The 18,907-nt window shown below is 54.2% G+C and carries 18 protein-coding genes; 5 read left to right on the top strand and 13 right to left on the bottom strand.

Features of this window, described 5'->3' with window-relative positions:
• The first annotated feature begins 42 nt into the window (after positions 1-42).
• On the top strand, positions 43-762 hold the full coding sequence (gene fadR, locus ACLJRE_RS07320) for a fatty acid metabolism transcriptional regulator FadR (RefSeq protein WP_000234826.1): 720 nt from the start codon (positions 43-45) through the stop codon (positions 760-762).
• 46 nt (positions 763-808) lie between these two features.
• Here fadR and ACLJRE_RS07315 read toward each other — a convergent pair whose 3' ends face one another.
• Entirely contained in the window at positions 809-2,341 is a 1,533-nt protein-coding gene (locus ACLJRE_RS07315) for a SpoVR family protein (RefSeq protein ID WP_000190831.1), read from the bottom strand.
• Between the two features lie 322 nt (positions 2,342-2,663).
• Between ACLJRE_RS07315 and ACLJRE_RS07310 the strand changes: the two genes are divergently transcribed.
• Positions 2,664-3,962 (top strand): D-amino acid dehydrogenase, encoded by a 1,299-nt coding sequence (locus ACLJRE_RS07310; protein ID WP_001266935.1) that lies wholly within the window; start codon positions 2,664-2,666, stop codon positions 3,960-3,962.
• 13 nt (positions 3,963-3,975) lie between these two features.
• Positions 3,976-5,046 (top strand): catabolic alanine racemase DadX, encoded by a 1,071-nt coding sequence (gene dadX, locus ACLJRE_RS07305; protein ID WP_023212661.1) that lies wholly within the window; start codon positions 3,976-3,978, stop codon positions 5,044-5,046.
• Positions 5,047-5,108: 62 nt separating this feature from the next.
• On the opposite strand, the gene ACLJRE_RS07300 is transcribed toward dadX, so the two are convergent.
• Both ACLJRE_RS07300 and ldcA read right to left on the bottom strand, forming a co-directional pair.
• Positions 5,109-6,842, bottom strand: coding sequence for a potassium/proton antiporter (locus ACLJRE_RS07300; protein ID WP_000338376.1), 1,734 nt, complete (start codon positions 6,840-6,842; stop codon positions 5,109-5,111).
• 96 nt (positions 6,843-6,938) lie between these two features.
• Entirely contained in the window at positions 6,939-7,853 is a 915-nt protein-coding gene (gene ldcA, locus ACLJRE_RS07295) for a muramoyltetrapeptide carboxypeptidase (RefSeq protein ID WP_023212660.1), read from the bottom strand.
• Between the two features lie 170 nt (positions 7,854-8,023).
• Between ldcA and emtA the strand changes: the two genes are divergently transcribed.
• Entirely contained in the window at positions 8,024-8,635 is a 612-nt protein-coding gene (emtA, locus tag ACLJRE_RS07290; RefSeq protein ID WP_000776974.1) for a membrane-bound lytic murein transglycosylase EmtA, read from the top strand.
• A gap of 13 nt (positions 8,636-8,648) precedes the next feature.
• Here the strand turns inward: emtA and ycgR are convergent, their stop codons facing one another.
• Positions 8,649-9,383 carry a flagellar brake protein YcgR gene (ycgR, locus tag ACLJRE_RS07285; RefSeq protein WP_000017411.1) on the bottom strand — a complete coding sequence of 245 codons (735 nt, stop codon included), beginning with the start codon at positions 9,381-9,383 and terminating at the stop codon, positions 8,649-8,651.
• 168 nt (positions 9,384-9,551) lie between these two features.
• Between ycgR and ACLJRE_RS07280 the strand changes: the two genes are divergently transcribed.
• Positions 9,552-9,806 carry a GlsB/YeaQ/YmgE family stress response membrane protein gene (locus tag ACLJRE_RS07280; protein WP_000511320.1) on the top strand — a complete coding sequence of 85 codons (255 nt, stop codon included), beginning with the start codon at positions 9,552-9,554 and terminating at the stop codon, positions 9,804-9,806.
• A 62-nt stretch (positions 9,807-9,868) separates the two neighbouring features.
• Here ACLJRE_RS07280 and ACLJRE_RS07275 read toward each other — a convergent pair whose 3' ends face one another.
• From ACLJRE_RS07275 to hyaC, 9 genes are all read right to left on the bottom strand, one after another.
• Complete coding sequence (locus ACLJRE_RS07275) at positions 9,869-11,581, bottom strand: alpha,alpha-trehalase (RefSeq protein WP_000612818.1); 1,713 nt, start codon at positions 11,579-11,581, stop codon at positions 9,869-9,871.
• Positions 11,582-11,794: 213 nt separating this feature from the next.
• Entirely contained in the window at positions 11,795-13,069 is a 1,275-nt protein-coding gene (locus tag ACLJRE_RS07270) for a Glu/Leu/Phe/Val family dehydrogenase (RefSeq protein WP_001519734.1), read from the bottom strand.
• Positions 13,070-13,463: 394 nt separating this feature from the next.
• Positions 13,464-13,553 carry a cytochrome bd-II oxidase subunit CbdX gene (gene cbdX / locus ACLJRE_RS07265; RefSeq protein ID WP_000270306.1) on the bottom strand — a complete coding sequence of 30 codons (90 nt, stop codon included), beginning with the start codon at positions 13,551-13,553 and terminating at the stop codon, positions 13,464-13,466.
• 12 nt (positions 13,554-13,565) lie between these two features.
• Positions 13,566-14,702 carry a cytochrome d ubiquinol oxidase subunit II gene (appB, locus tag ACLJRE_RS07260; RefSeq protein WP_000888110.1) on the bottom strand — a complete coding sequence of 379 codons (1,137 nt, stop codon included), beginning with the start codon at positions 14,700-14,702 and terminating at the stop codon, positions 13,566-13,568.
• An 11-nt stretch (positions 14,703-14,713) separates the two neighbouring features.
• Positions 14,714-16,258, bottom strand: a complete 1,545-nt coding sequence (gene appC, locus ACLJRE_RS07255) for a cytochrome bd-II oxidase subunit 1 (RefSeq protein ID WP_023138859.1) — start codon at positions 16,256-16,258, stop codon at positions 14,714-14,716.
• Positions 16,259-16,332: 74 nt separating this feature from the next.
• A complete protein-coding gene (locus tag ACLJRE_RS07250) occupies positions 16,333-17,181 on the bottom strand; it encodes a hydrogenase expression/formation protein (RefSeq protein ID WP_023212659.1) in 849 nt (282 codons plus the stop codon).
• Entirely contained in the window at positions 17,178-17,582 is a 405-nt protein-coding gene (gene hyaE, locus ACLJRE_RS07245; protein WP_001262570.1) for a hydrogenase-1 operon protein HyaE, read from the bottom strand. The genes ACLJRE_RS07250 and hyaE overlap by 4 nt, the downstream gene beginning before the upstream one ends.
• Complete coding sequence (gene hyaD / locus ACLJRE_RS07240; protein ID WP_000993804.1) at positions 17,572-18,168, bottom strand: hydrogenase 1 maturation protease; 597 nt, start codon at positions 18,166-18,168, stop codon at positions 17,572-17,574. Before hyaD ends, hyaE begins: the two co-directional genes overlap by 11 nt.
• A complete protein-coding gene (hyaC, locus tag ACLJRE_RS07235) occupies positions 18,165-18,896 on the bottom strand; it encodes a Ni/Fe-hydrogenase b-type cytochrome subunit (RefSeq protein ID WP_000147032.1) in 732 nt (243 codons plus the stop codon). Before hyaC ends, hyaD begins: the two co-directional genes overlap by 4 nt.
• Positions 18,897-18,907: the final 11 nt, after the last annotated feature.

The raw sequence follows: 18,907 nt of genomic DNA, 5'->3' as shown, positions 1-18,907 counted from the left end.
GATGAGTGCAACTATGTTTTGCTGTGTAATGGAAATCTCACTATGGTCATTAAGGCGCAGAGCCCGGCGGGTTTCGCGGAAGAGTATATTATTGAAAGTATCTGGAATAACCGCTTTCCTCCTGGCACTATCTTACCGGCAGAACGAGAACTCTCCGAACTGATCGGCGTGACGCGCACGACATTACGCGAGGTGTTACAGCGGTTGGCGCGAGATGGCTGGCTGACCATTCAGCATGGCAAACCGACAAAGGTTAATAATTTTTGGGAAACGTCAGGGCTGAATATCCTTGAAACGCTGGCCCGCCTTGATCATGAAAGCGTTCCGCAACTGATCGACAATTTGTTGTCGGTGCGTACCAATATTTCTACTATCTTTATTCGTACCGCGTTGCGTCAACACCCGGATAAGGCGCAGGAAGTGCTGGCCACAGCCCACGAAGTGGCCGACCATGCCGATGCATTCGCCGATCTGGACTATAACATCTTTCGTGGTCTGGCATTCGCCTCCGGCAATCCTATTTACGGCTTGATCCTGAACGGCATGAAAGGGTTATACACCCGCATTGGTCGCCACTATTTCGCCAATCCGGAAGCGCGCAGTCTGGCACTGGGTTTCTATCATAAATTATCGTCGTTATGCGAGCAGGGCGCGCACGACCAGGTGTATGAAACGGTGCGGCGTTACGGGCATGACAGCGGCGAGATTTGGCATCGGATGCAGAAAAATCTGCCCGGCGATTTAGCGATTCAGGGACGATAATCCCGCGATGCCCGGTAAGCGCAAACACTACCGGGCAGCATCTCGATTACAGCATGTTCATGCGCGGCGGACAACGCTCCAGCAGTTCTACGCTGCCATCCTCATTTTGTTGCTCCAGCATCACATCAAAGCCCCATAACCGATGCACATGTTTCAGCACCTCTTTGCGGCCTTTATCCAGCGGCGCGCGGTTATGCGGGATATAACGCAACGTTAGCGATCTGTCGCCACGTAAATCCACATTCCAGACCTGAATATTCGGCTCCAGGTTGCTCAGGTTATACTGTGACGACAGTTTTGATCGAATCTCCCGATAACCTTCTTCGTTATGAATGGCGGAGATCTCCAGATAATTATGCCTGTCATCATCAAGTACCGTGAAGAAACGGAAATCACGCATCACTTTTGGCGACAGGAACTGACTGATAAAGCTTTCATCTTTAAAATCGCGCATGGCGAAGTGCAGCGTTTCCAGCCAGTCGGAACCGGCAATATCCGGAAACCAGTATTTATCTTCATCCGTGGGCGACTGACAAATACGTTTGATATCCTGGAACATGGCAAAGCCGAGCGCATAGGGGTTAATTCCGCTATACCAGGGGCTATTATAGGGCGGCTGGAATACGACATTGGTATGGCTGTGTAAAAACTCCAGCATAAAGCGTTCCGTCACTTTGCCTTCATCATAGAGATGGTTCAAGATGGTGTAGTGCCAGAAGGTCGCCCAGCCCTCGTTCATGACCTGCGTCTGTTTCTGCGGATAAAAATACTGGCTGACTTTACGCACGATGCGCAGAATTTCGCGCTGCCACGGCTCGAGCAACGGGGCGTTTTTCTCCATAAAATAGAGCAGGTTTTCCTGCGGTTCAGCGGGAAAGCGGCGTGCTTCGGCGACAGTTTTTTCTTCCTCGCGTTTTGGCAGCGTGCGCCACAGCATATTCACCTGGCTTTGTAGATACTCTTCCCGGCTTTTTTGTCGCGCTTTCTCTTCCTGCAACGAGATTTTCTGCGGGCGCTTATAACGATCGACGCCGTAATTCATCAGCGCGTGGCAGGAGTCGAGCAGTTTTTCTACTTCATCCACTCCGTAGCGTTCTTCACAGCGGGTAATGTAATTTCGGGCGAAAATCAGGTAATCGACGATAGAGCTGGCATCCGTCCAGCTCCGGAAGAGATAATTATTTTTAAAAAAGGAGTTGTGTCCGTAACAGGCGTGCGCCATGACCAGCGCTTGCATGGTGATGGTATTCTCTTCCATCAGGTAGGCAATGCAGGGATTAGAGTTGATCACAATTTCATAAGCCAGTCCTTGTTGACCATGCTTATACAGACGTTCCGTCTCAATGAACTTTTTGCCAAACGACCAATGCGGATAGTTGATCGGCATCCCGACGCTGGAGTAGGCGTCCATCATCTGTTCGGAAGTGATGACTTCAATTTGGTGCGGGTAAGTATCCAGTTGGTAGAGTTTCGCCACGCGGTCTATCTCTGCCAGATAGACATCCAGCAGATCAAATGTCCAGTCGGGTCCATCGCTCAAACGTGTGGTGTCCTTGTTCATGGAATCAATCGTTGCCATTCGCGCACCCTCATTGTTGGCGACGCTATCTGTATGGAGCGCCTCCTTTCAAGCATAGAACACCATGTTAAAAAACGACTTGATCGTGAAAACTTTTCTTTGCGATTTCCTCCACTCTGAACGGCAAAAAAACGGGTATTGGCATCATTTTATGCTGTATAGCCATGCCGCGTAGCAGGAGATCCCAAACCAGTGGGATCGCTTGTCTTTAGGGTATATGTGAAGCACGTCACCATAAAAAAGTCATATGTTGAATAATATTTTCATCTGGGTTATCAAGATGTAATCAGAAGATTGTTCTTTTACTATTAACGGAGTGGCTATGCGAGTTGTCATCCTGGGGAGTGGCGTAGTTGGCGTGACCAGCGCCTGGTATTTGAGTCAGGCGGGGCATGATGTCACCGTCATCGATCGCGAATCCGGCCCGGCGCAAGAAACCAGCGCGGCGAATGCCGGACAAATTTCACCGGGATATGCGGCGCCCTGGGCGGCCCCTGGCGTACCGCTGAAGGCGATAAAATGGATGTTCCAGCGCCATGCGCCGCTGGCGGTGCGTCTGGATGGCACCCCGTTTCAACTGAAGTGGATGTGGCAAATGCTGCGTAACTGCGATACCCGGCATTATATGGAAAATAAAGGCCGCATGGTGCGTCTGGCGGAATATAGTCGCGACTGTCTGAAAACGCTACGCGCCGCGACCGGTATCGAATATGAAGGCCGCCAGGGGGGAACGCTACAACTCTTTCGCACCGCGCAACAGTATGAGAACGCCACCCGTGATATCGCCGTGCTGGAAGATGCCGGGGTGCCGTATCAGCTCCTGGAAGCCAGCCGACTGGCGGAAGTTGAACCCGCTCTGGCTGAGGTTGCGCATAAATTAACCGGCGGACTGCGCTTACCGAATGATGAAACCGGGGACTGTCAGCTCTTTACCCAGCGTCTGGCGCGCATGGCGGAGCAGGCGGGCGTAACCTTTCGCTTTAATACTCCCGTGGAAAAATTACTGTACGAAAATGATCAGATTTACGGCGTGAAATGCGCCGATGAGATCATTAAAGCAGATGCGTATGTCATGGCGTTTGGATCGTATTCGACGGCGATGCTTAAAGGCATTGTTGATATCCCGGTGTATCCGCTGAAAGGCTATTCATTAACCATCCCAATCGTCGAGCCAGACGGCGCGCCGGTATCGACGATTCTTGATGAAACCTACAAAATCGCTATTACGCGTTTTGATAAGCGTATTCGCGTGGGGGGAATGGCGGAAATCGTGGGCTTTAATACCGACTTACTGCAACCACGCCGCGAGACGCTGGAGATGGTTGTGCGCGATCTCTTTCCGCGCGGCGGTCATATTGAGCAGGCCACATTCTGGACCGGCCTGCGCCCCATGACGCCGGACGGCACGCCGGTAGTAGGACGTACCCGTTATAAAAATCTGTGGCTTAATACTGGACACGGCACGTTAGGCTGGACGATGGCCTGCGGTTCAGGGCAGTTGTTAAGCGATATCTTGTCGGGTCGTACGCCAGCGATACCCTACGACGATCTGAGCGTGGCGCGATACCGTTCCGATTTTACGCCCACCCGCCCGCAACGTTTGCATAGTGCGCATAACTGATAAAGGAAGTGAAATGACCCGCCCTATACAGGCCAGCCTTGATTTACAGGTAATGAAACAAAATTTGGCTATTGTGCGCCGGGCGGCCCCAGAGGCGCGCGTCTGGTCGGTAGTGAAAGCCAACGCCTACGGCCACGGTATTGAACGCGTCTGGAGCGCGCTGGGCGCCACAGATGGTTTCGCTATGCTCAACCTTGAAGAGGCGATTACCCTGCGTGAACGCGGGTGGAAGGGGCCGATATTGATGCTGGAGGGGTTTTTCCATGCGCAAGACCTGGAGGCGTATGACACTTATCGGCTGACCACCTGCATCCACAGTAACTGGCAGTTGAAAGCGCTGCAAAATGCGCGGCTTAACGCGCCGCTGGATATCTATGTCAAAGTCAACAGCGGCATGAACCGACTCGGTTTTCAGCCTGAGCGGGTGCAGACCGTCTGGCAGCAATTGCGGACAATGCGCAATGTCGGTGAAATGACCCTGATGTCACATTTTGCTCAGGCCGATCATCCGGAAGGTATCGGGGAGGCGATGAGACGTATTGCGCTGGCGACAGAAGGCCTGCAGTGTGCATACTCGTTATCAAATTCGGCAGCGACGCTGTGGCATCCCCAGGCGCATTATGACTGGGTCAGGCCAGGCATTATTTTGTACGGCGCGTCGCCGTCAGGACAGTGGCGGGATATTGCCGATACCGGGCTAAAACCCGTGATGACGCTGAGTAGCGAAATTATTGGCGTGCAGACGCTGAGCGCGGGTGAAAGGGTAGGCTATGGCGGAGGGTATTCTGTGACTCAGGAACAACGCATTGGCATCGTCGCGGCGGGTTATGCCGATGGCTATCCACGCCATGCGCCGACCGGGACGCCCGTGCTGGTGGACGGTATCCGTACCAGAACAGTAGGCACCGTTTCAATGGATATGCTGGCGGTGGATTTGACTCCGTGTCCGCAGGCGGGAATCGGCACGCCGGTTGAATTATGGGGCAAAGAAATTAAGGTCGATGATGTCGCCTCTGCGGCAGGCACGCTGGGCTATGAGCTACTGTGCGCCGTAGCGCCGCGTGTGCCGTTTGTGACAACGTAACCTAATTCAGGCTAAGGCGTCGACCGGTCCACTTGGGGGCGGGTCGACGTTGCCAGGCGACCTTATTCTGCTTCGTCTTCGGCGACGCGCACCCCAATCTTGCGTACCACGTTATCTTCTTTTTCAGCTACCGTCCAAATCATGCCGCCAAACTCCACCTGATCGCCGACGACCGGCGCAGCGCCCAGCAGTTGCTGTATGATTTCACCCAGGGTTTGTTGTTTATCCCGGTATTCCGTTCCTTCTTCCAGCCCGTAGATAAGCGCCACGTCGGCGAATTTCGCATTCGCTTCGAGGATAAAATCGCCAAAGAAACGCTGATCTAACGAAACCGGCGGCGACTGGCTAAACAATTTGCCCAGCGCTGGCAGATCGCGCTCCCGGCCAATCACGCAGAGTACGTCGCCTTCCTGCAGACGAGTACTACCCGTGGGGTGAAACAGTTCATTATTGCGAAATAGCGCGGCAATGCGGGTTTCGTTCGGCATATGCAGGTCGCGCAACGCCGCGCCGACGCACCATTTGTCGGCGCTCAACTGATAGATGAATTGCTCCCACGGATTATCAGGATGGATGTCAAGCCCCACGCGCGATACTGGCCAGCCAACCGGAGGCACGACCACTTTGGCTCTTTTCGCCGCCCATGACAGCGATGTTCCCTGCAGGAGCAGTGACACCAGTACCACAAAGAAAGCGACATTAAAGAACAGGCGAGCGTTTTCAAGCCCGGCCATCATCGGGAAAACGGCGAGAATAATCGGCACCGCGCCGCGCAGTCCGACCCAACTGATGAAAATGCGCTCCCGAAGATTGAAGCCGCGAAATGGCAGCAGGCCGGTAAACACCGACAGTGGGCGGGCGAAGAAAATCATCCAGATAGAGAGAATGAGCGCAGGGACGGCAATCGGCCACAGATCGGAAGGCGTCACCAACAGCCCCAGGACCAGGAACATCGCGATCTGCGCCAGCCAGGCCAGTCCGTCAAAGTTTTGCAGGATGCCGTAACGGTTGCGAATCGGGCGGTTTCCTAACAGGAATCCGCACAGATAGACCGCTAGAATACCGCTGCCTTCAAGCGCGGTCGTCAAAGCAAAAATCAGAATACCGCCGCTGAGCGCCAACATCGGATACAGGCCGCTGGGCAGAGAAATGCGGTTGATCATCTGCTGTAGCAGGTAACCGCCGCCGAGACCAAAAACAATACCGAGACCGAACTGCTGGATAATATGGACGGCAAACATCCAGTCCAGACCGGTTTCATGTTTCTGGATCATCTCAATTAATGTAATGGTCAGAAAAACGGCCATCGGGTCGTTACTTCCCGATTCGATCTCCAGCGTGGAGCCTACACGTTCGTTTAGCCCTTTGCCGCCAAGCAGAGAAAAGACCGCCGCGGCGTCAGTGGAACCGACTATCGCGCCAATGAGCAGACCTTCAATAAGATCCAGATGAAACAGCCAGGCGGCCATCATACCTGTTAAACCCGACGTGATCAGTACGCCGAGCGTCGCCAGCGACAGCGCGGGGCCCAGCGCTACCCGGAAAGAGCTGGCCTGGGTGCGCATGCCGCCATCGAGTAAAATAATCGCCAGCGCCAGGTTACTGACCATATAAGCGAAAGGATAATTATCGAAAGGAATACCGCCAATGCCATCCACCCCCGCTAACATCCCAATGGCGAGGAAAATGACCAGAATCGGGATACCCAGTCGCGATGAGAATGAACTTAACAGGATACTGCTGGTTACAAGGATGGAACCTAAAATAAATAGACTAATAATTGTTGCAGCATCCAACGTTTTATATCTCCTGACTCACACGACTTCGTATTATTTAACATTAACATAATAACGGCCAGGGCAGCGTTTTACTTAGCCTGTCGGGGACTTTTTTTACAATTGCAGCGTAGGATGGCCAGATAAAGTGAGTTGAGTCCCCTGGCGCGTATTTTTAAGCGTCGCGTTTGCCCCGATAGGGAGCGTCACCGTACGCTGTTCATGCCCGAAGTCGAGACCGGTAATCAGCGGAACGGACAGACGGGAACGTAAAAACGCGTAGACGCTCTCCAGAGAATAGCCAGCGTCATACTCGTTGGGCGCCGCGCCGCTAAAGCTGCCGAGAACGATGGCGCTCTGACGGTTTAAAATTCCGGCGTACTCCAGTTGCAAAAGCATACGCTCCACCCGGAAAGGACGCTCATTGACATCTTCCAGCACTAAAATTCCTTTATCGATAGTCGGCATCCAGGGCGTACCGATAAGGGAAATCAACATCGCCAGATTTCCGCCCCATAAGGTGCCCTGTGCGTTGCACTGAGGGCCGTCGCCTTGCCACTCTACGGTAAATTGCGCCTTGCGTAGCGCCAGCCAGAAATGTTGCTCGGTGAACGTATTCAGCGTTTCGGCGCCAAAATTTGCCGCCAGCATAGGACCGCTAAAGGTGATGACATTGGCCTGCGCCAGGAGTCCAGCCTGAATCGCCGTAAAATCGCTATGACCGCAAATCAGTAAGGGATTGCGCTGTTGCCTGGAGGCGAGCGACTGCCAGTCGATACGATCCAGCAAGCGGCTGGCGCCATAGCCGCCGCGAACCGGCATGACGATCGTATCCGGCGAAGTTAGCGAGGCCAGCGAATTAACATCGGCCAGCCGTTCCGCGTCCGTACCGGCAAAACGCTGATAGCGGCGACGAATCACCTCGTCATTCTCCACCTGATGACCCGCGTCAGTCAGGCGCTGAACGCCGCGTAACGCGGCCTGTTGGTTAATACAGTAGCCCGAGGGGGCGATTAAATGAAACAGAGACATGGTAATTCCTTGCTGACAATAGAATGCAAATGTATATCATGCCGCATATATTAGGCGATGTCCCTCGTTGTGCGACGTTTCTGGATGCGCACCAGGGAGGCAACCTAAGTACCTGGCCGGGGCGGTATGACCTCTTCGGCAGATAAGTTACGGCTATAAGGATAGATGACGTGAAATTAAGATGGTTTGCTTTTTTGGTAGTAATACTCGCTGGCTGTAGCTCAAAACAGGATTACAGGAATCCGCCGTGGAATGCCGAAGTGCCTGTAAAGCGTGCGATGCAGTGGATGCCCATCAGTGAAAAAGCCGGGGCGGCATGGGGGGTTGATCCGCATTTAATCACCGCGATTATCGCCATTGAATCCGGCGGCAACCCTAACGCGGTCAGTAAATCCAATGCGATTGGCCTGATGCAGTTAAAGGCGTCGACCTCCGGGCGCGACGTTTACCGTCGCATGGGCTGGCGTGGCGAACCGACCACCAGCGAGCTGAAAAACCCTGAGCGTAACATCTCAATGGGCGCGGCGTATCTGAGCATTCTGGAAAATGGGCCGCTGGCCGGCATCAAAGATCCGCAGGTGATGCAATATGCGCTGGTCGTCTCTTATGCTAACGGCGCAGGCGCGTTATTGCGTACTTTTTCATCCGACAGGAAGAAGGCGATAGAAAAAATTAACGATCTGGATGCGGACGAGTTTTTTGAGCATGTTGTTGATAATCATCCCGCGCCGCAGGCGCCGCGCTATATCTGGAAGCTTCAGCAGGCGCTGGACGCCATGTAGTTTAGTGTGAAGATTATTCTCGCACTTTATTCGCTCTTTCTCGGGCCTCGCGCTCAAGCGAAAAAATAATCCGCTGCAACTCCCGCTCCACCGCCGGGCTAACGTTAAGGAAACGAAAGCTCAGGCGGGGAGTGGTGATCGTTTCATTTTTCCCATCAATCACCTTACGCTCGCTGATGGCGATAAGCTGGGCGTCAACGTGAAAAATCCCCCATTGCCCCATGTTCAGTTCAACCTGCGAAAAGCGCGCGCCTTCTGTTAGCCCGTCGGGGATGGCGGATTCCAGTAGCGCGCCCATGCCGCCCAGGGAAAGATCAAACAGGCGAAAACGTAACGTATGGGTGTCCGGTAGCGTGGTGACGCCGTAATAAGGCGGATACAGCGGCGCGCCAATGCGAAAATACTCCCGGCGCTGGACAAACCACAGTGACGACGGCAGGGGCGTGATAAAGGCCGGCAGCCGCTGATATTCACCTGTAACGAGTTGCGGCAACGTGAACTCGACTTTTGCGCCCTGCGTTTCTGCGATAATGGCTACCTGCCCGGCACGTAATACGGCGCTATTTTCATATTCCTGGCTGCCGTAATCTACGATGAGTTTTTCCGGGTCTACCGCCAAAATTTTACTGATGAATTGACCATGCGCCCATGAAATACGCAGTGGAACCTGATTTTTATTTAAATCCCGTAGCACGCCTAATATCGCTAATGGATTTTTTTTCAGGAACTGCTCATTGTAACCACTCACACGAAATAACCCCTGATACGCAGACTATCGTTGGGTTATCGGCATCGGTAGAAAGAACTTAATAGCGATAAATAAATTTTTATGTCCGCGAGATAAATCAGTGTTCAGAAATGCGACGCTCGACTTTGCCTATACTTAAAACGTTTTTACTGGAAAGAGGGTTTGCAAATGGGAATTATCGCCTGGATTATTTTTGGTTTGATTGCCGGCGTTATCGCCAAATTGCTTATGCCGGGGCGCGATGGCGGGGGATTTATCCTGACCTGTATTCTCGGTATCGTCGGGGCGGTCGTTGGCGGATGGCTGGCGACGATGTTTGGTATTGGCGGCAGTATCAGCGGCTTTAATCTGCACAGTTTCCTGGTCGCCGTGGTGGGCGCGATCGTGGTGCTGGTGATTTTCCGCCTTCTGCGACGCGGCTAACCGCTGCAAAACGTTTAAGCGTTGACCCGGTCAGCACCGGGTCAACCTACTATAAACACGCGTTACTGCGTCGCTGCAGACGGCGTTTTTGTCGGCGTTGCGCTTAACGATGCCGGACGAGTAGACGGTACGCTATCACACGGTTTTTCCTGCGGACAAATCAGATCGAGCATTTTCAGCGTCACGCCGTTGGTCCAGCCAAAGCCGTCCTGAAGGGGATATTCGCCGCCGCCACCGCCGGTTCCGGTACTGCTGACATCATATTTTTCGACCAGTTTTTTCTCGCGATCGTAGGTGTGCTGCACATTGGTTAAAAAGCGCCAGGTGACTTCCATTGCCACGTCATCCTGCCCATAATTTTGCAATCCTTCGGCAGCGACCCATTGTAACGGCGCCCAGCCGTTTGGCGCATCCCACTGCTGTCCGCTTTTAACCGAGGTGGTAGCCAGCCCGCCAGGCTGTAGCAGATGCGCCTGGGCCGCCGCCGCCACTTTCGCGGCGCGATCTTTCGCGGCGGCGTTTACATAGAGCGGGAACAGCGCGGCAGCGGTGAGTTGGTTGCGGATTTTATTGTTCTGCAGATCGTAGTCGGCATACCAACCCTCTTTGTTATTCCACAGATGCATTTCAATGGCTTTTTGCCGCGCGTTGGCCAGCGCGTCATATTGCGAGGCTTTGGCCCGATCGCCCGCCGCAGCGCTGGCGCGGGCGAGGGTCTTCTCCAGCTGATACAGCAGAGCGTTAAGATCGACAGGGACAATCGTGGTGGTGCGAATGGTACTGAGCTGCTGCGGATTATCCATCCAGCGGGAGCTGAAATCCCAGCCAGAGGCGGCGGCAGAGCGGAGGTCTCGATAGATCTCCGTTGCCGGGCGGTTGGGGTTGCTTTTGGCGGTAGCGATATCTTCAACCCAGGATTCAGGGCGGGGCGTATCCCGATCGTCCCAGTAGCGGTTGAGAACGCTGCCGTCCTCCAGTTTGACGACGCGTTGGTTTTGTTGCCCTGGCTGCAATGTCTCAACGCCCTCCATCCAGTAGGCGTACTCTTTTTGCAGTTGCGGCAGGTATTCTTTCAGCGCATCGTCACCTTCATGTTCCGCCAGTAACTCAACCATAAACGCAAAGAAAGGCGGCTGCGAACGACTCAGGTAGTAGGTACGGTTGCCGTTGGGAATATGCCCCCAGGCGTCAATTTCGTAACCAAAGTTCGCCACCATATCCGCCACCTTATCCCAGTGCCCGCTTTCCGCCAGCCCCAGCATCGTAAAGTAGCTGTCCCAGTAGTAAATCTCTCTGAATCGCCCACCCGGCACGACATAGGATTCAGGCAACGGCAAGAGCGAGTCCCACTTTTCGACGTTTTTAGTTGAACGGGTCAGCACCGGCCACAGGCCATCAATATGTTCACGCAATGACTGCCCGGCAGGCGGGACATATTTTTCACCCGCTTTCGGCAGGGTGAAGTTAACATCAACAAAATGACGCAAATCGAAGCCGGACTGGTTCCGCTGCATACGATAATCCGCAAGAATCATGAGCGGATCGCTATTAGGTATGGCGTCAGCAAAGGTTTTCTGATCGGGGAAGAGTTTTGCATTCTGGACATCATTAAAGAGCGGGCCAAGCAAAATATCCGGCGGCTGCGGAGTTTCAGTGTCGGAAGACGGGTCTGCGGCAGTCGCCGAAAACGATGCAAACGTCAGCAGCGTCCCTGCCAGCGCCAGTTTTATGGCTTTCTGCAGTAGAACAGAACGGCGAATCTCTGGGGGTATCATCAAGTTATCTCCTTAGCGGTGAGCCAAAGCCAACGGCATTTACCATGACAAAACCTTAGTCTACGATGACCAGATACGCGTGATTGAACCGCTATTTTGCGAACAAACAGACATTTTATTGAGACAGAATTTATCGGCGCGCGCGTGGAAAACGGGGTATACAGACAAAAAATCCACGCCGGGACGTGGATTTTAGCGCAATGATTTGTCGCCTTAACCTGGATAGATACCGCGATCTTTACGGGCCAGCAGAATGCGCTCACAGGCGACAATATAGGCTGCGGTGCGCAGAGAACAGGATTTCTCAGTCGCTTTCTCCCAGACATGGACGATAGCGTCGGTCATGATTTTGTCCATGCGCGCGTTGATCTCTTCTTCGCTCCAGAAGAAGCTGGCCATATCTTGTACCCATTCGAAGTAGCTGACGGTTACGCCGCCTGCGTTACAGACCACGTCAGGCACCACAAGGATACCACGGCTGGCCAGAACATCATCAGCATCCGGATAGGTCGGGCCGTTAGCCCCTTCCAGCACCAGCTTACACGTCAGGGCTTCCGCGCGCTGACGAGTTATCTGGCCTTCAAGCGCCGCCGGGATCAGAATATCCATCTCCAGACGCCAGAACGCATCGCTGGCGATAGTTTCCGCGCCCGGGAAACCGGCTATCTGTTTGTGTTCTGTCTGCCATGCCGTGAGCGCCTTCATGTCAATACCGGTGGCGTTAAACAGCGTTGCGGTATGATCCTGAATCGCCACGACACGGGCGCCAGCGCCTGCAAACAGACGCGCGGCTTCGCTGCCGACGTTACCAAAACCCTGAACCGCAACGCGAGCGCCTTCAACGGCGATATTCGCCCGACGCGCGGCTTCCAGCCCGCTGACGAAAACGCCGCGCCCCGTCGCTTTTTCACGGCCCAGCGAACCGCCAAGATGGATAGGCTTACCGGTGACGACGCCAGTGACCGTCGTGCCATGATTCATGGAATACGTATCCATCATCCAGGCCATCACTTTACCGTTGGTGCCGACATCCGGCGCAGGAATATCTTTCTGCGGCCCGATGATAATGCCGATCTCGCTGGTATAGCGGCGGGTCAAACGCTCCAGTTCACCTTCCGACAGCGAGAACGGATCGACGCGGATGCCGCCTTTGGCGCCGCCGTACGGCAGATTCAGCGCGGCACATTTGATGGTCATCCATGCTGACAGGGCCATCACTTCATTGAGATCAACGTCAGGATGGTAGCGAACACCGCCTTTACCCGGACCTCGGGAGAGGTTGTGCTGCACGCGATATCCTTCGAAATGACGAATAGTGCCATCATCCATTTGTACCGGAATATCGACGATCAGAGCGCGTTTTGGGTGGCGCAGAGTATCCACCCAGGGGGATAACTCGCCCAGATAAGGGGCCACACGCTCGATTTGTTGCAGGTAGGTATTCCAGGCAGATGTGCTGCTATCTGAAGCGTAAGATAACTTATCCATGATAAACCTTAGTGATAAAAGTAATATGTTCTTTAATTGACCGTGGTACATAGTAGATCACACCATGTAGCGATAAATTTAACACTTTTTTAAACAATTAACTCAGATCAAAAATGGCAGGCAGTTGGATTTTCGTTATGATTTTGGATGGGAAGTGGTTAACTATCCTATATAAGAGGTGATATATCGCTAATTATGCAATTAATTGCTTAAATATGCGTAATATGTGCAAGGCGGCTATTTGTCATAATTATGACGCACCTCTAAAAGTAAACATTATGATAACGACATGTATCAATGTTATGTCGTCCTGTCGGCGGGGAAACGTCTTCACCAGGCGCGTAAAAAGATAAAAATAACCGGAGTCAGACGGCGCTGACCCCGGTTTACCTCTTTATTGTTGACGCGACTCAAGCCATACCAACACCAGTGTCGACAGTGAGCACATCAGCAGAATGCCGACAAACCACAGTAAATACCACATCGCTTCCGCTCCCTAATAAAGTTCATGATCGTTGCGGCGGAGGGTCTCCAGGTTGATACGCCCCAACATTTTGTAATAGCTCCACAGCGTATAGAGCAGTACGATCGGCAGAAAAATCAGCACAATCACCAGCATGATTTCGAGCGTCATCTGGCTGGAGGTGCTGTCCCACACCGTCAGGCTGGAGAGAGGACTAACACTCGACGGCATCACAAAAGGAAATAGCGTTATGCCGGCGGTAAAGATGACGCAGGCCTGGGTCAGGGAAGCGAACAGAAATCCACGAATAGTCTGACCGCGAAGGCAGGCATAGAAAGCCAGAATCGGCAGGATCATACCGAGCAACGGGATGATGAGCAGTAGCGGCGAGCGTATAAAATGGTTCATCCATGCGCCAGGGAGTATCGCCACGCCTTTTAAGAGCGGATTGGAAGGGCCGTTGGCATCTTGCGTGAGTAAGACAAAGCCATCAACGCCGGCCCACAGCCAGTAACCGGCCAGCAGGAAGCAGATCACGATCAGCAGCGCGCTGTGGCGGGTGGCCGACAGAGCCCGTTGACGAATAACGCCCTCCGTTTTCAACTGTAACCAGACGCCTCCTTGCATAATCACCAACGACAGACTCAATAATCCACACAGTAGGGCAAAGGGCGAGAGTAACTGCCAGAAGGTGCCAAAATAGTCAACATGAAGCTGCGGCGTGAAGGCAAACGGCACGCCTAAAAACAGGTTGCCGAACGCGATACCGAATACGACTGGGGGAACCAGGCTGCCAATAACCAGACCGGTATCCCACAGCGCGCGCCAGCGGGCATTGGCGATTTTTCCCCGATAATCAAAGGCCAGCGGGCGAAAGAAGAGGGCACACAGCACCAGGATCATCGCCACATAAAAACCGGAAAACGCGGCGGCATAGACCCGTGGCCAGGCGGCGAATAATGCCCCGCCCGCGAGAATCAACCATACCTGGTTTCCTTCCCAGTGGGCGCCGACGCTATTGATCAACACCCGGCGTTCGTCATCGTTGCGCGCTATCAGCGGGAGCAGGCAACCGACACCCATATCAAACCCGTCAGTTACCATAAATGCCACCAGGATAACGCCGATCAGCAGCCACCAAATGAACCGCAACGTTTCATAATCCAACATGATTGTCTCCTTTATCCCTGTTGTTGCGCTTGTTGTTGATGTTGCATGGCGCTTGGCCCAAGACGCGCGTACTTCTGCATCAGATAGACTTCCGCGATTAAAAACAGGGTGTAAAGTCCGAGGATAAGTCCCATTGAGAAGGCCAACTGGCCCGGCGTCAGCGCGGAGTGAGCGTACCAGGTCGGCAGAATGTCCTGAATCGCCCAGGGCTGACGGCCAAACTCCGTCATAAACCAACCGGCTTCAATGGCAATCCACGGTAACGGCAGGCTCCAGAGCGTCATACGCAATACCCAGCGATGCTGGTCGATACGCATTCGCAGCGTCTGTATCAACGCAATCAACATCACCACTAACAGCAGCGAACCGCAGCCGACCATAATACGGAAACTCCAGAACACCGGCGCCACCTGAGGAATAGCGCCACGCTGGGCCGCACGATACTGCTCCGGCGTCACATGGTTCATATCCGGGGCATATTTCGCCAGCAGAATGCCGTACCCCAGATCGCCCTCAACGGCGTGAAACGCATTCAGTACCTGCGGCGAGCGATTGCCTTGCGCTATCTCCTGCATGAGTAGCCAGGCCTCCCGGCCACGCTTCAGGCGCGGCAGAGTGTCGTCCATCAGGTTTTTTAACCCCGGAACCGGCGTATCCAGCGAATGGGTGGCCAGAATACCCAGCAGAGCGGGGATCTTCACGGCAAACGCATTACGCTCCTGTTCCTGCTGCGGCCAGGCAATCAGATGAAACGGCGCGGGCGCGGGTTCGGTTTGCCATTCGCCTTCCATCGCCGCCAGTTTCACCGGCTGAATTTGGGCGACCTCGTAGGCCGAACTGTCCCCCAGTTGCAGGGTTCCCAGAATGGCCAGGGTGCCGAATACTGAGCTGATAGCAAACGAGCGCAAGGCCACTTCACGCTCGCGGCCACGTAGCAGATACCAGGCGCTGATGGACATAATAAACATGGCGCCGGTGACATAACCGGACATGACGGTATGGACGAATTTCACCTGGCTCACCGGGTTAAAGACCAGATCGCTGAAGCTGCTCATTTCCATCCGTAACGTATCGATGTTGAAATGAGCGCCGGTAGGATGCTGCATCCAGCCATTGGCATTCAGAATCCATAATGCTGAAATATTGGAGCCGAAGGCCACCAGCCAGGTGACCAGCAGGTGTTGGTATTTATTCAGCCGCTGCCAGCCGAAAAAGAACAGGCCGACAAAAGTGGATTCGAGAAAGAAGGCCAGTAACGCTTCCATCGCCAGCGGCGCGCCGAAAATATCGCCCACATAGTTGGAATAGAGCGACCAGTTAGTCCCGAACTGAAACTCCATGGTCAGGCCGGTAGCCACACCGAGAGCAAAATTGATCCCGAAGAGCTTGCCCCAGAAACGCGTCATATCGCGGTAGACGGTTTTCCCCGTCACCACATAGATCGTCTCCATGACGGCCAGCAAAAAAATCAGCCCAAGCGTAAGAGGAACAAATAAAAAGTGATACAGCGCGGTCAGCGCAAACTGCCAGCGCGATAAGTCAATGACATCCCACATGCTAACTCCTGTAGGCAGAAAGAGAGTAAAAAGCTAATCAGTACCGGACACCGGTTACGTTCCTGTTGAGAGCGTTAGCGCGTCTCCAGCCATCGGCAGACTTCATCCAGGCGCTGGCGCGAATCGGCCAGATCTTCCGGTGCCGCCAGTACCAGCTCCGGCAAAGGACAAATCTCATAGCTATCGAGCAACGGCCCTTTAAGGGCGTCCAGACAGCGCACATGCCAGAGATGGCGCAATGCTGTGGCGTTGATTTGGCTTTCGCCATACCCGGAGATGCGAATTTGGATGTTCCCGTGTCCGCATAAACGCGCCAGAAAAAGACGATCGGCCTCGCTGAGTGGCAGTTGGGTCAAATTGATGCTGTGAGGTTGCAACGCCGGATCGCGTACGTGCGCCAATAACTCATGGGCCAGCGGCAGTCCATTCATCAGGCCAGCGACAGGCGGAGGCAGCAGAGAGTCGTCAGACAGCGTATCGGCAGTCGCCGCTTGCCACAATGTCAGGGGCGCGCTACCCGCTTCCAGACGATCCGTCAGCAGGCGTCGGTTATGCAGATGGCGTACCCGCCACAGGCCGCAGAAGATGGTCTCCTGGATCTCGCTTTCACTCCCGTCCGGATGCTGAATGCGTACCGAGACTTCGCCTTCTCCCAATAACGTATTGAGGAATGAGAGATCATCGGCATTCAGGGGAGATAACTCCCATCCCAGCACGTCGCCGACTTCCGGAATGCACCGGGCAAGCTGACCTCGCAGATCGGTCAACAATGCCATCACCGCCGGGCTGTGAGCGCAGCGCTCCAGCGCCGCCATACTTGGGTCGCCATTGACCTGACAGGTGAGCGGTAAGGGATTCATCGAGAAACTGGCGTCATCAGGCTGCGTACCTGGCCCCAGCAGATGAAAAAAGGCGTTGCTCATTGTGCTGTCTCCTGCGCTGCGGGAGTGTCAACCATCGAACGCATCAGCGTGAGCAGTTCAGCCCAGGGATGAATGCCGCTGAGCGCGCCGCGTAACTCGCCGTCTGTAAAAACCAACGTCGCCGGAAACCGACGAACATTAAAGCGATCGCCGATAGCTTCGCTTTGTTCAAGGTCGGCCACCGCCACCTGCCAGTCAAACTGCGGGAACTCACGCAGGAGTTCGGCAATCATCACCGGGTTATCGCTGACTTCCGGCGTACGCCGCGGATCGCTACTTAACAGGATGACGCCATCTCCAACCAGTTTGATCCAGTCGTCTACCGTGGAAGCCTCTACCGGTTGCCATCCCCGGGTTAACAGGCGTTGCCATAGCGCAGAGAACGGGGTGTCATTCGCCACTTCTTTTGCCCTCCAGACGTGTCTGATACTGACGTATGCGCACTCCCTCATAATTTTCCATCGACAGGCATTTATAGTTCAGGCAGCGTGCGACCTCGTTTGCCTGCGGTACGATCCCCCAGGCGGCCAGTTGCTCCAGGGCGGCCTGTTCCGCCGCCGGTAGCTGGCTGCGAGCTATTTCGCTCAGGCTACCGCCGTAGTCGTCCAGTAGCGCCGGTTGCAGGCCGACCAGCGCAATGTGACAGGGCAGATGCCCGCGGATGTCGGCCAGCGCCAGAACTTCGGAAAAACTGTTTTGATGCAGGCTCATTTTTTTGGCGCTGAGATACGCGGGGATTTTCTCGCCGGCATAGGTTCGCAGGCTGCCCGGCGCCAGGCCATAATCGATCGCGTCAAGGAGCAGGAGATGGCTGGCTTGCTCTACATAACCTAACAGGTTTAGCCCTTGCGTACCGCCGTCCACAATTTCTACCTCTTCAGGCCAGTGATATCGGGCATACAAACGCTCCGCGACCCGGATACCGAATCCTTCATCGGCCCACAGCAGGTTTCCTAACCCCATCACCACTACGCGTTGCGCATTCATGAGGACTCCTTGTCGTGCGGTTTGGGGAATTTGTGGCTGCGATAGCCATTGATCATGGTGGAGATCACCGTATCGTCGGACATAATGTCTTCCCGGATAGCGAGGTAAACGTGCCCGACGATGAAGGCGGCGATCAGCCACATGCCCAGTCGGTGCCAACTGTGAATATCGATGGAGTTGCCGCCGGTCCAGTAGAAAAATTCAACTACATAGCGGAACGGCGCAAAGATGGCGTACTGGCTATGCTCGCCAAACAGAGCGAAACCGGTGAGGATCATAAATACCGATAACAGGAAATAGCCGAACATCGCGGCCTGCGCGACAGGGTTATGTCCGATGTCGCTCCCCGGTTTTTTCTCCAGAAACAGATACCAGCGGACCACGGAGAAAGCGCCTTGCCACCAACTGCGACGCCAGACCGGGACGATAAACAGCTCTCGCGAATAGCGGTTGCCGACACAGGCCCAATAAATTCGCCCCAGCAGTAACACGGTAAAGATCATCGCGGCGGCAAAGTGGATCAGCCGGATATAGCCCATGTAAAACAGATAGGTCGCCTCGCCACTCACTGACGGCAGCGGTCGGCCAATGAAGTAGCCTGTTACCATCAGTACCAACATGCAGGCCACCGTTAGCCAGTGCCACAGGCGTACCGGCGCTTCAAACACATAGTGGCTGACGGCAGTATCACGCGCCTCCCCGACGCGTGGAGATAGCTTTCCAGTCATCGTTCTTTTCC

Origin of the sequence: Salmonella sp. SAL04157 (assembly GCF_046551635.1) — a bacterium.
GTDB classification, from domain to species: domain Bacteria; phylum Pseudomonadota; class Gammaproteobacteria; order Enterobacterales; family Enterobacteriaceae; genus Salmonella; species Salmonella enterica.
This window is presented reverse-complemented; position numbering and strand designations above follow the sequence as displayed.

What these genes read in the sequence shown, in the direction of transcription:
- fadR (WP_000234826.1), top strand. Translation starts at nt 43, where the DNA reads ATGGTCATTAAGGCGCAGAGCCCGGCGGGTTTCGCGGAAGAGTATATT.
- appC (WP_023138859.1), bottom strand. Translation starts at nt 16,258, where the DNA reads ATGTGGGATGTCATTGACTTATCGCGCTGGCAGTTTGCGCTGACCGCG.
- ACLJRE_RS07250 (WP_023212659.1), bottom strand. Translation starts at nt 17,181, where the DNA reads ATGAGCAACGCCTTTTTTCATCTGCTGGGGCCAGGTACGCAGCCTGAT.
- ACLJRE_RS07275 (WP_000612818.1), bottom strand. Translation starts at nt 11,581, where the DNA reads ATGATACCCCCAGAGATTCGCCGTTCTGTTCTACTGCAGAAAGCCATA.
- ACLJRE_RS07315 (WP_000190831.1), bottom strand. Translation starts at nt 2,341, where the DNA reads ATGGCAACGATTGATTCCATGAACAAGGACACCACACGTTTGAGCGAT.
- ACLJRE_RS07310 (WP_001266935.1), top strand. Translation starts at nt 2,664, where the DNA reads ATGCGAGTTGTCATCCTGGGGAGTGGCGTAGTTGGCGTGACCAGCGCC.
- ACLJRE_RS07270 (WP_001519734.1), bottom strand. Translation starts at nt 13,069, where the DNA reads ATGGATAAGTTATCTTACGCTTCAGATAGCAGCACATCTGCCTGGAAT.
- appB (WP_000888110.1), bottom strand. Translation starts at nt 14,702, where the DNA reads ATGTTGGATTATGAAACGTTGCGGTTCATTTGGTGGCTGCTGATCGGC.
- cbdX (WP_000270306.1), bottom strand. Translation starts at nt 13,553, where the DNA reads ATGTGGTATTTACTGTGGTTTGTCGGCATTCTGCTGATGTGCTCACTG.
- hyaC (WP_000147032.1), bottom strand. Translation starts at nt 18,896, where the DNA reads ATGACTGGAAAGCTATCTCCACGCGTCGGGGAGGCGCGTGATACTGCC.
- dadX (WP_023212661.1), top strand. Translation starts at nt 3,976, where the DNA reads ATGACCCGCCCTATACAGGCCAGCCTTGATTTACAGGTAATGAAACAA.
- hyaD (WP_000993804.1), bottom strand. Translation starts at nt 18,168, where the DNA reads ATGAATGCGCAACGCGTAGTGGTGATGGGGTTAGGAAACCTGCTGTGG.
- ACLJRE_RS07280 (WP_000511320.1), top strand. Translation starts at nt 9,552, where the DNA reads ATGGGAATTATCGCCTGGATTATTTTTGGTTTGATTGCCGGCGTTATC.
- ldcA (WP_023212660.1), bottom strand. Translation starts at nt 7,853, where the DNA reads ATGTCTCTGTTTCATTTAATCGCCCCCTCGGGCTACTGTATTAACCAA.